Below are 12203 nucleotides of genomic sequence, written 5' to 3' on the forward strand. Positions count from 1 at the left end.
CACCTGAAAATTCATGAAAATATATCCAATTGAAGCCGGTAATTTTAAGCTGGATGGTGGTGCTATGTTTGGCGTAGTACCAAAATCCATCTGGAACAAGACCAATCCGGCAGATGAAAATAATATGATCGATATTGCTGCAACCTGTCTTCTAATTGAAGACGGGGAGCGTCTCATTCTCATCGATACGGGAATGGGAAATAAACAAAGTGAAAAATTCTTTGGCTACTACTATCTCTGGGGAGATGACAGCCTTGATAAATCTCTAAGGAAATATGGCTTTTCAAGAGATGATGTCACAGATGTTTTTATGACTCATTTACACTTTGATCACTGCGGAGGCAGTGTACAGTGGAACAAAGATCACACGGGCTTTGAGCCTGCCTTTAAAAACGCAACCTTCTGGAGCAACAAGGAACACTGGGATTGGGCTACAAAACCTAATGCCCGGGAAAAGGCTTCCTTTTTAAAGGAGAATATTCTTCCCATGCAGGAAAGTGGTCAGCTAAAGTTTATAAACAGAGCCGGGGGCGCCTATCAGGAATCCTCCGAACTTGATTTCGGAATTCTTTTTGTAGATGGACACACAGATAAACAAATGATCCCACACATAAAATATAAGGATAAAACCCTTGTATTTATGGCCGATCTTTTACCTACAGCAGGGCATATCCCACTTCCTTTTGTGATGGGATACGACACGCGGCCTTTGCTCACCCTTCCGGAGAAAAAAACCTTTCTTGAAAGAGCAGCAAAAGAGACCTTTTATCTCTTCCTGGAACATGATGCCCACAACAAGATCATTACAGTAAAAGAAACTGAAAAAGGAGTACGATTAGACGAAGTATATAAATTTAATGAAATTTTTAACTAGAAGATTATGAAGATCCCTATTTACAAGCCCTTATTAATAGCCGGAATGGTTGCCGCAATGGCATCCTGTAAGAGCTCGGCTCCAGCTATTGTATCTACCCCAATTGAGAACATTGATGAGATACCTCTAAAGGTTTCTGAACTAACCGAAGTACAGCTCCAGGGATGGGGTGGTGCCGATCTTGTTTCAGACACCATACCCGGGATGAGCGTCCAAAAAGCTTACAACGAGATCATCAAGAACAACAAAGGAAAAAAGGTTATTGTCGCGGTAATAGACAGTGGTGTGGACATTGAACACGAGGATCTTGACGGCGTGATATGGACCAACGAAGATGAAAAGCCTAATAATAATGTGGATGACGATAACAATGGTTATGTAGATGATATCCACGGCTGGAACTTTCTAGGTGATGCAGTTGAGGAAAATCTTGAATACACAAGGATCTACAAGAAATTAAAGCCTAAGTATGGCAGTGTACCTGCAGGTGCTGTAAAGCCTGAAAATCGTGAGGAATTTGAACTTTATCAAAAAGCAAAAGCCGAATATGATAAAGAGTACAACGAGGTCCTCGGAATGAAAAACCAGTATGAAGGAATTGTACAGCAATTGAAGGTTTCCCACGAAGCAGTATCAGCAAAGCTCGAGAAGGAAGATTATACCCTGGCGGAGTTGAGAAAAATGGAGGCAACTACAGAAGAAATGCAGCAGTATAAAGGCTTTTTAACTCAGGTGATGAGCAATGTCGAAGGAACAATTCCTGAAGCTATTTCACAACTGCAAGATGCAATTGATTATTTTGACGGTCGCCTTTCTTCACATTTCAACCTTGATCTTGATGCCCGTTCTGTAGTTGGTGATGATGTTGATGACATCACAGATACAAATTATGGAAACAACAATGTGATGGGCCCAACGCCCGATAAGGAAGATCTCAAGCACGGTACACACGTGGCCGGAATCATTGCTGCTGAAAGAAATAACAACCTGGGGATCAATGGGGTCGCCAATAATGTAGAGATCATGGTACTCAGAGCAGTACCCGATGGTGATGAGTACGACAAGGATATCGCCCTAGCTATTCGTTATGCAGTAGATAACGGAGCAAGCATCATTAATACCAGCTTTGGAAAATATTTCTCCACACATCCTGAGTGGGTTAGAGATGCCATTCGCTATGCAGATGAAAATGATGTATTGATCGTGAATGCTGCCGGAAATGAAGGTCTTGATCTCGATCAAAACGCAGTTTATCCAAATGACCAGGATCCTGAGAACACCAGTGAGATTTCAGATAATTTCTTAACGGTTGGAGCCCTCAACTATAAGTACGGCTCGGGTCTTATAGCAGGATTTTCTAATTACGGAAAGACAAATGTTGATGTATTTGCTCCCGGTACGAAGATCTGGTCAACTACACCAAACAATGAATATGAATACCTGCAGGGAACTTCTATGGCAGCACCGGCAGTTGCAGGGGTTGCAGCTATGATCCGTTCATTTTTCCCAAAATTGACAGATGATGAGGTGAAAAGGGTGATTATGGAAAGTGGACTTACCAGTAATGCTACCGTGATCATTGGTGGAGATCCTTCCAATACAAAAAAATTCGGAGAACTATCTACTTCAGGAAAAATGGCGAATCTTTACAACGCTCTTATCCTGGCCGATAAAATTTCAAAATAGAAAAAGTAAAATATGAAGAAAGGAATATTAGCACTGGCATTGTTTACATGCCTTACAATCACAGCACAAAATAACACCTCTTACTGGCAACAGGAAGCTAACTACAGCATGAATGTTGACATGAACGTCAAGAACTTCCAGTATACAGGGGAACAGGAGTTGGAGTACACCAATAATTCTCCAGATACTCTAAAAAGGGTTTTTTACCATTTATTTTTTAATGCTTTCCAACCGGGAAGTGAGATGGACATCCGATCCCGAACTATCGCCGATCCCGATCCAAGGGTAGGAGACAGGATCTCCAAACTTACTCCTTCGCAACAGGGATATTTAAAGGTAAATACCCTTACAAGGAATGGTAAACCTTTACAATTTGAGGAAGTGGGAACTGTGCTGGAAGTAGAGCTTGATGAACCAATCCTCCCAGGAGAAACAGTGAATTTCTCAATGAAATTTGCCGGACAGGTTCCTGAGCAAATACGTCGTTCGGGTAGGAACAGCAGTGAAGGAGTAGCTCTTTCAATGGTACAATGGTATCCTAAAATAGCAGAATATGACTTCGAAGGGTGGCATGCCGATCCTTATATAGGCCGTGAGTGGCACGGGGTATGGGGAGACTATGATGTGAAGATAAACATTGATAAAAATTACATTTTAGGAGCATCAGGAATTCTTCAGAATGCCAATGAAATTGGATATGGCTATGAAGACGAAGGAGTGAAAGTAAAAAGAAAGAAAGGTGACAAGCTAACCTGGCATTTTGTTGCTGAAGATGTTATCGACTTCGCCTGGGCTGCCGATCCGGAATATATTCATGATAAAAGAACTGCTGCCGATGGAACTGTGCTGCACTTCCTTTACAAGAACAATCCTGAAATAATAGAGAACTGGAAGAATCTTCAGCCAAAGACCGAGGAACTTCTGCTTTATTTTAACGAAAACATAGGTCCATATCCATGGCCACAGTATTCTGTGATCCAGGGTGGTGACGGCGGAATGGAATATGCCATGCTTACTCTTATAACCGGCGAAAGAAACTTTGGAAGCCTGGTAGGGGTGACGGCGCATGAACTTGCTCATGCCTGGTTTCAGCATCTTCTTGCGACCAACGAAAGCAAACACGAGTGGATGGATGAAGGATTTACCAGCTATATCTCAGATCTTGCAATGAATGAAGTTATGGAACAGGGACAGGAAAATCCTTTGGCCGGTAATTACAGAAGCTACATGAGGTTGGCAACATCGGGTGTGGAACAGCCACAAACAACCCATGCAGACAGGTACACCTATAATGCTGCCTATGGAGCTACCGCTTATTCAAAAGGTGCTGTATTTCTCTCCCAGTTAGGATACGTCATTGGTGAAGAAAACCTTCAAAAGACCATCAAAAGATACTATGACGAGTGGAAATTTAAACATCCAACGCCAAATGATTTCATAAGAGTAGCTGAAAAGGTTACCGGGGCAGAACTGGACTGGTACCTCAATGACTGGACCCGTACCACAAACGTTATTGATTACGGGATACACGCTGTAGAAGAGGAAGGAAATAACACCAGAATTGTATTGGTGAGAAATGGAGAAATGCCGATGCCCATTGAGGTGGAAGTAACCTACAACGACGGTACTTCCGAAGAAATTTATATTCCTCTGCAAATGATGCGCTGGGAGAAACCGGGCTTTGAAGAGGAGCAGATCAGGAAAGACTGGGCGTGGGCCTATCCTACTTATTCCTTTACTGTTGATAAGCCTAAATCGCAAATATCTTCAATAGAGATCGATCCAAGCCAGATGATGGCAGATGTCAAGAGAAGTAACAATGTTTACCCTAAACCACAACAGGAATAGGTTCCAAAAATGACCTTTTTTAGCCCCTTCTTTTGGAGGGGCTTTTTTGTGTTTTTTAATGAGCTAAAACATAATTGTCATTACTTATTTATAAATGATAATTTTACCGCATGGATGAAAGCTTCGGAAAAAAAGAAAAGCTAAAAAGCAAGGTGATGATCGACAGATTGTTTGCTGAAGGCAATTCCGTCAAAAAATATCCTTTAAGACTCGTATACCTTCCGCTGAAGGATCCTTCAGAAAAGCTGAATAAAGTTGCCGTTTCTGTTCCGAAGAGAAATTTTAAGCGGGCCGTAGACAGGATCAAAATTAAGCGGCTTATGCGGGAAGCCTATAGAAAAAATAAGTATCTTGTTACCAGTAAATTAGCCGGTAATTACGCGTTGATGTTGATCTACACCGGGCGCGAGATTTGGACTTATTCAGAATTATTCCGCAGCAGCGAAGAACTTCTTAAACGATTTGTGGAGCAAGAAAAAATGAAGGAACATGAAAAAAACACTATCTAAAATAGCATTTTTGGCAGCCATTCCTGTGCTGTTCTTTACCAACGTTAGTTACAAAGCCGATTTTTTTGAGATCGCCAAGCAACTGGAGATCTTTACGACCCTTTTTAAGGAGCTCAACATGAACTATGTTGATGAGACAAATCCTGCAAAGCTTATGGACACTGCTATAAATGCCATGCTGGAAGACCTTGACCCTTATACGCATTACTGGAATGAACAGGAAGTACAGGCAGCAAGAATAGATAATGCGGGGGAATACACCGGTATAGGTGCAACAGTGGGAATTAAAGCCGACAAGATCGTCATCATTGAGCCATATAAGGATTATCCTGCCGATAAAGCCGGATTAAAGGCCGGAGATGAGATCATCAAGATCGGGAATATTTCGGTGGCCGGTTTTAGTGAAGATGCAGGAGAACTCCTTAAAGGTGCCCCAAACAGCAGTATAGAACTCACTTTTAAACGCCGTGGAGAAACCAAAACCACTACCCTTACCCGTGGTGCTGTTGAGATTAAAGCTGTTCCATATTTCAAATTGCTTGAAGACAAAACTGGATACATAGTACTTTCCCAGTTTAACCGGAATGCTTCTTCTGAAACAGTCAAAGCTTTAAAGAAACTCAAGGATGAAGGCGCCGAAAAGATCATTCTCGATTTGCGCGGCAATCCCGGCGGATTACTTTCTGAAGCTATAAATGTCACCAATATTTTTGTGCCCGAAGGAGAGTTGATCACCAGCACAAAGTCGGCAGTTGAAAAGTACAATCAGACGTTCTCAACAACACGTAAGGCTGTAGATACCGAGATTCCATTAGCAGTGTTAATAAACGGCCGAAGTGCATCTGCCAGTGAGATCTTGGCAGGTTCTCTTCAGGATCTTGACCGCGCAGTGATCATTGGTGCCCGCAGCTTTGGAAAAGGTCTTGTACAAAGGCCTAAAGACCTTACTTACGGCACTCAGCTAAAAGTTACCATTTCAAGATACTATACCCCTAGTGGACGTTGTATACAGGCGCTGGATTATCGTCAACGTGATGAAGAAGGAAATGCTGTAAGGTACACAGCTCAGGATTACAACGAGTTCAAAACCCGTAATGGAAGAAAGGTTTACGACGGTGGAGGAATCTCACCCGATGTAAAAATGGAAACTTCGGAATTTAGTGATATCACCAATGCAATACTTCAGGAAAATGCCATTTTTGACTATGCTACGAATTATTACTACACCCACCAATTAAATTCTCCTGAAGAATTCAGTTTCACAGAAAAGGATTATTCAGATTTCAAGAATTTCCTGGAAACAACAGATTTTGACTTTCAAACTGAAACTGAAAAAGAACTGCAAGATGTTATAGCTGCAGCTGAAAATGAAGGTTATCAACAGGACATTTCGAAGGATCTTACGGAAATACAACAGGCTATCTCAAGCTCAAAAGAAAAAGCTTTAACTGCCAAAAAAGCTGAGATCATGAGCTTACTTTCGGAAGAGATCATCAAAAGGTATTTCTACAAAGAAGGCCTTTATGATTATTATGTTCAAAAGAATCCGGAGATATTGAAAGCCAAGGAAATTTTGCAGGATAAAACCCGATACCAGGAGATCTTAAAAGGCTAATTCTTCAGCATAGCTATATGAGGAATACCATCTTCCAGGTATCCTTCACCGATTTGTTGAAAACCATGACTTTCGTAGAATTTTGTGAGGTAGGTCTGTGCCGATAACTTGATTATTTCGGTCTTAAACCGTTCTTTTATAGCTGTAACAGAAGCATCCAGGATTTCGTGGCCGTAATTTTTCTTTCTGAATCCTTCCTTTACAATTACCCGACCTATAGCTGCTTCCTCAAAATAAATACCGGGAGCAAAGATCCTGGTATAGGCAACTAATTTCTCTTCTTCAAAACCAAGAACGTGAACCGCTTTCTGATCTTTGCCGTCAATATCCTGATAGACACAATCCTGTTCTACAACAAAAACCTCTGAACGTAGCTGTAAAATTTGGTACAGTTCATCAATATTTAACTCTTCAAAAGTGAGAATTTTGATCTTCATTATTTACAGGAGATCTTTTCAACACGGCGGCTGTGACGGCCACCTGCAAATTCTGTATCAAGAAAAACCTGTACCATTTCCACAGCCTGTTCTTTGGAAGTGTAGCGGGCAGGAATACTTAGAATGTTAGCATCATTATGTTCCCGTGCCAAAGCAGCGATCTCTTTTGTCCAGCAAAGAGCCGATCTTACTGCCTGGTGCTTATTGGCCGTCATATTCGCACCATTACCACTTCCACAAATAATGATACCAAAATCGGAAGTCCTGTTCTCGACATCTTGTGCAACTGGATGAACGAAATCGGGGTAATCCACACTTTCTTCACTATCGGTACCGTGGTTTACAACTTCAAAATTTCTGCTTTTGAGATAATCCACCACTGCCTCTTTGTAAGTGGTACCGGCATGATCGTTTCCTATTGATATTTTCATTATCTGGAGATTTTATGAGTCACAAAGGTAAAAATTTGGCTTATCAACTTCTATTTTACCTATTGTTAATTAAATGTTACAATACCTTAAAAATAAAGCCTTTATAAAAGTTGATATTTTGTTCATAAATGAAACCAAAAAAAGCAAATTAAAATTTGGTAAAGTCATGGGAAATCCCAATATGAAAGAAAGGAGGAGAGAATGAAATTTTTAAGTCACTTTTTTCGGAGAAGTTTTCAGCATCAAAATTTCACTTCTAAACATTAAAAATTAGTCAAGTTATTAAAGATTGGAATTCACATTTCGTTATGAACAGTTGTTAAGAAAAATAAAAATTATAGTATAAATCAACTGGTTAAGCTCTCCTGCTGCTGTTCATAACTTGTTACTCTACTACTCCCCGTCTCTTTTCCAAAAAAGATTTAAAAAAGTTGTTCTACATATCAACAGACTATAATAAATCAACATTTTAATTTTTTAAAAAAGAAAGAAAATAGACTTATTAATATAACTGTTGAAAACTAAACGATCTTTAATGGAGTAGGATGATCATTAAAATTGTCGAGTATCTCTTTTGCGCGTTCCAGGTCACCGGGATGAACTTTAAGATTGATTCCCCCAAGAGCGTTCGAGTAAAACGGGAAGACACCCACCATAGTTTCATTTTGAAAAAAATGCCTTATGTTCTCCTGCTCCAGTAGAAGCTTTAGAATGGTAAATTCATGAGGATATGTAAAAACCGCGAGAGTAATAAAATCTTTCATAACAATGGCTTGCTACTAAAGATAGTACTTTCTAATAAAGTGGAGAAGACTCTGAATAGAGTCCTTTGTTGACCGGATTGTTTAGAGAATGATTTATTGAAGCCACGAAAGTTAGGACCCCAACAACGAAAATTAGAATAAAAACCAAGGTTATTTTAGTTGATTTACTCATAGATCCTAGCGAGAAATTGTCTAAACAAATTTAATATTATTTTAAGAATTTTCGGTTTTTTATGTTAATTCTTTCTTACTAAATGATTATCTTTTTTTAAACACATTCCTGTTGCAGCCTTAAAATGTTATAAATTCAGGTAGATGTGAATATTAAGACTTAATTTTAGAGCTTAAATATAGAAATGAGTAAAAAGAAGAACCAAAAAAACAAATCTGCCAGTCTTGAAAGCGTGACACAAACAATTCTTGGAATTATGCGCAAGGAGACTGGAAAAGATTTTAATTATAAACAAATAGCTGCAAAAATGGGAGTTGATGATCCTACCAACAGGAATAAGATCATTCGCACACTTTCCCAGCTTGCAGCCAAAAAGAAAATAGAGGAAGTTGACCGCGGTAGGTACCGTCTTAATGCCAATGTAGACAGATATAAAGGGATACTCGATATGACGGCTAAAGGCAGTGGTTATGTCATTGTTGAAGAATTAAATGAAGATGTTTTCATACCATCTAACAATATCAATAAAGCATTTAATGGTGATGAAGTTGAGATCTACGTTTATAAAAGACGCAGGAATAAAAAATCTGAAGGTGAAATAACCAGAATTATTAATCGTAAAAAGACTGCGTTTGTAGGTGTTTTGCAACTTCAGGAAAACTTTGGGTTCGTAGCTATTCAGGATCCGAAAATGTACACCGACATTTTTGTTCAGAAGAACAAAATTGGAGATGCAAAAAATGGTGATAAAGTTGTAGTGGAGCTGGAGGAATGGCCGGAGAAGGCAGATTCTCCTTTCGGCCGTATTACCCAGGTTCTGGGAAAGCCGGGAGAACATCACACCGAAATACACTCCATTCTTGCTCAATATGGACTACCGCATGAATTTCCGCAGGAAGTAGAAGATTTTGCACAAGGAATTGATACCAGCATTCAGCAGGAAGAAATCAATAAAAGGAGAGATATGAGGGAAGTGTTGACCTTCACTATTGATCCTAAGGATGCCAAGGATTTTGATGATGCCTTAAGTTTTCAACAACTGGAAAACGGGAATTATGAAATTGGGATCCACATTGCAGATGTTTCCCATTATGTAAAACCGGGAACCATTTTGGATGAAGAAGCCTTTAACCGGGCTACTTCCGTTTACCTGGTGGACAGGGTAGTACCCATGTTACCGGAGATCTTATCCAACAATGCCTGTTCCTTAAGACCTAACGAGGAGAAATACACCTTTTCTGCAGTTTTTGAAATGACAGATAAAGGTGAAGTAAAAGATCAATGGTTTGGCAGGACGGTCACCTACTCAGATGCGCGTTTTGCTTATGAAGAAGCTCAATACATCATTGAAACCACTGGTGGTGACATTCCTTCGGAAATTTCCCTTACGGGGGAAAGCCGTCTTGTAGAAGATTCTATTGTTTCAGCCGTTCTGAAAATGAACCAGATCGCTGAGGTGATGCGAAAGAAGAGAATGAGGGAAGGAGCGATCTCATTTGATAAAGTCGAAGTTAAATTTGAGCTGGATGACAAAAATGAACCGGTAGGGGTATTCTTTAAGACTTCAAAAGAGGCCAATAAGCTGATTGAAGAATTCATGCTTCTCGCAAACAAAAAAGTTGCTGAATTCATTGGAAAACAAAAGCCAAAGAAAACTTTTGTCTACCGATGCCACGATGAACCCGATGATGAAAAACTGGCTGCCTTACAATCCCTTGTGAGTAAGTTTGGTCATAAGCTCAACCTCAGGGATCAAAAGCAGATCTCACAATCGCTCAACAATCTATTGGAAAATGTACAGGGAAAAAAGGAACAAAACCTTATTGATACCCTTACCATAAGAACAATGAGCAAAGCTTATTACAGTACAGAGAACATTGGTCATTACGGTCTTGCTTTCAGCCATTATTCTCACTTTACCTCCCCAATACGAAGGTATCCTGATGTTATGGCGCACCGGTTGCTTCAGCATTATCTCGACAATGGTAAATCTGCACCCGAGGAGGAATATGAGTCAAAATGCCAGCACAGCAGTAATATGGAAGGATTGGCAACTAACGCAGAGCGCGATTCCATCAAATACATGCAGATAAAATTTATGCAGGACCACAATGATGAGGAGTTCCTGGGCGTTATTTCTGGTGTGACCGAGTGGGGGATCTATGTGGAGATCATTGCAAACAAATGTGAAGGTATGGTTAGGCTGCGGGATATTAGAGAAGACCATTTCGATTTTGATCCCGATCAATATGCCATTATAGGCCGTAAAACAGGAAAGGTTTACCAGTTAGGTGACGAAGTTTATGTGACAGTTAAGAATGCCGATCTTGTAAAAAGGCATCTTGACTTTAATTTAATTGGAAACAGAAATGAAGTTGAAAACTAACATTAGAAGTACATTTTTATTCCCGCTGATGATCTTATTCCTCAGCCTTTCTGTCGCTGCACAGGATGTAGAGAAGGAACTGGGAGATTTCACTGAAGTCAAGACCTTCAATGCGGTTGAAGTTGAAATTATTCCTTCAGATAAAAACAAGATCGTTATTACCGGCCACAGTAAAAATGATGTAAAATTCGACATAGTTGAAGACCGGCTGGAGATAAGGCTTTCCCTTGATAACATCTGGTCCAAAAACAATACCCGTATCACGCTTTATACAAAAGATTTAGCGACCATAGATGCCAATGAAGGTTCAATAGTTGAAGTTTCAGGTGAAATAAAAGGGCAGGAGCTCACTTTTCGCACCCAGGAAGCTGCGAATATCCTTGCCAGGGTGAACAGCCGTAAGATCCACGCAAAAGCAGTTTCGGGAGGTAAGATCACCCTCGAAGGTAAAGCTGAAGAACAGGTGGTGGAGACCAATACCGGCGGACATTATTACGGGAAAGATCTGCGAACTTCCCGAGCCGAGGTGAGTGCCGGTACTGCAGGTAAGGGAGAGGTTTACGCTACAGATTATGTCAAGGCTACCGCTAAGCTGGGAGGCACAGTAGAGATCTTTGGAAACCCTGCTGAAGTAGATAAAAAGACAAGTCTTGGCGGAAGAATTTTGTAAGTGAGGTAAAATTTTATCTTTGTGAAATTAAAAGATCTGAATGTTTCAGGATATACTGGCTGCGATACCTTTAGGATTTTTCCTTGCTTTCCTTTTGGGGCCTGTATTTTTCGTACTCCTTGAAACCGCTGCTATAAAAGGTTTTAGAGCTGCTATTTCCTTTGACCTCGGAGTTATTTTTGCTGATGTCGTATTTTTGCTTATAGCCTATTTAAGTACCACAAAATTACTGAACCGGATCAAGGATGATCCGGCTCTTTTTGTTTTCGGCGGGGGTATTTTGGTCACTTATGGCATTATTCAATTCATTCAAAACCGGAAGGTTTTAAAGCATGAAGAGGTTCCGGAGATACAGAAATTGAATAAAAGAGACTATTTAGGGCTTGCGGCAAAAGGTTTCCTACTAAACTTTATAAACATTGGAGTCTTAGGGTTCTGGTTGGGACTTATTATCGTATTCGGGCCTCAACTGGAAATGGAAACCAACAGGATGATAGTTTTCTTTGGTGCGGTCTTAGGAACTTATCTTCTAGTTGACATCTTTAAGATCCTTGCTGCAAAAAAGCTGAATCAAAAACTTACTCCTACCCGAATTTATAATGTGAAGAAAGGCATAAGTGTCATACTTGTCATTTTCGGGATCTTTTTGATCATTCAGGGATTAATTCCGCAGGAAATGAATCAGTTGCAGGATCAGATTGATAATATGACCCCTACTTCCGGGGCATATATTGAATACTTCGAATAAGGAGCTAAAAATCGGAATTTATTTTTTGAATTTTGTAGGCATTGTGCGTCCTGAAGTTTCGGG

11 protein-coding genes are annotated in these 12203 nt (G+C 40.1%); 8 read left to right on the top strand and 3 right to left on the bottom strand.

Going from position 1 to position 12203, the window contains the following annotated elements; all coding sequences use genetic code 11:
- Window positions 1-13: 13 nt before the first annotated feature.
- From VR862_RS06695 to VR862_RS06715, 5 genes are all read left to right on the top strand, one after another.
- The gene (locus VR862_RS06695) at window positions 14-874 is read left to right on the top strand and encodes an MBL fold metallo-hydrolase (protein ID WP_324720180.1); all 861 of its coding nucleotides are present in this window, start codon (window positions 14-16) and stop codon (window positions 872-874) included.
- Between the two features lie 6 nt (window positions 875-880).
- Complete coding sequence (locus VR862_RS06700; protein WP_324720181.1) at window positions 881-2560, top strand: S8 family serine peptidase; 1680 nt, start codon at window positions 881-883, stop codon at window positions 2558-2560.
- Between the two features lie 12 nt (window positions 2561-2572).
- Window positions 2573-4408, top strand: a complete 1836-nt coding sequence (locus tag VR862_RS06705; RefSeq protein WP_324720182.1) for a M1 family metallopeptidase — start codon at window positions 2573-2575, stop codon at window positions 4406-4408.
- A 110-nt stretch (window positions 4409-4518) separates the two neighbouring features.
- On the top strand, window positions 4519-4917 hold the full coding sequence (rnpA, locus tag VR862_RS06710) for a ribonuclease P protein component (protein WP_324720183.1): 399 nt from the start codon (window positions 4519-4521) through the stop codon (window positions 4915-4917).
- On the top strand, window positions 4898-6532 hold the full coding sequence (locus VR862_RS06715) for a S41 family peptidase (protein ID WP_324720184.1): 1635 nt from the start codon (window positions 4898-4900) through the stop codon (window positions 6530-6532). Before rnpA ends, VR862_RS06715 begins: the two co-directional genes overlap by 20 nt.
- Here the strand turns inward: VR862_RS06715 and VR862_RS06720 are convergent.
- The 3 genes from VR862_RS06720 to VR862_RS06730 form a co-directional block, all read right to left on the bottom strand.
- Complete coding sequence (locus VR862_RS06720; protein ID WP_324720185.1) at window positions 6529-6969, bottom strand: GNAT family N-acetyltransferase; 441 nt, start codon at window positions 6967-6969, stop codon at window positions 6529-6531. The two genes, VR862_RS06715 and VR862_RS06720, sit on opposite strands and share 4 nt — an antisense overlap.
- Entirely contained in the window at window positions 6969-7400 is a 432-nt protein-coding gene (gene rpiB, locus VR862_RS06725; RefSeq protein ID WP_324720186.1) for a ribose 5-phosphate isomerase B, read from the bottom strand. Before rpiB ends, VR862_RS06720 begins: the two co-directional genes overlap by 1 nt.
- A gap of 521 nt (window positions 7401-7921) precedes the next feature.
- Window positions 7922-8164: a putative signal transducing protein gene (locus VR862_RS06730; protein ID WP_324720187.1), complete on the bottom strand. Its 243-nt coding sequence runs from the start codon at window positions 8162-8164 to the stop codon at window positions 7922-7924.
- Between the two features lie 356 nt (window positions 8165-8520).
- Here VR862_RS06730 and rnr point away from each other — a divergent pair, with 356 nt between their 5' ends.
- The 3 genes from rnr to VR862_RS06745 are packed head-to-tail and all read left to right on the top strand — an operon-like array spanning window position 8521 to window position 12140.
- Window positions 8521-10722 (top strand): ribonuclease R, encoded by a 2202-nt coding sequence (gene rnr / locus VR862_RS06735; protein WP_324720188.1) that lies wholly within the window; start codon window positions 8521-8523, stop codon window positions 10720-10722.
- Window positions 10706-11392 (top strand): head GIN domain-containing protein, encoded by a 687-nt coding sequence (locus tag VR862_RS06740; RefSeq protein WP_324720189.1) that lies wholly within the window; start codon window positions 10706-10708, stop codon window positions 11390-11392. Before rnr ends, VR862_RS06740 begins: the two co-directional genes overlap by 17 nt.
- Before the next feature lie 40 nt (window positions 11393-11432).
- Window positions 11433-12140, top strand: coding sequence for a LysE family translocator (locus tag VR862_RS06745; RefSeq protein ID WP_324720190.1), 708 nt, complete (start codon window positions 11433-11435; stop codon window positions 12138-12140).
- Window positions 12141-12203 lie beyond the last annotated feature (63 nt).

The sequence above is a fragment of the Salinimicrobium aquimaris genome, assembly GCF_035607535.1.
Classification (GTDB): Bacteria; Bacteroidota; Bacteroidia; order Flavobacteriales; family Flavobacteriaceae; genus Salinimicrobium.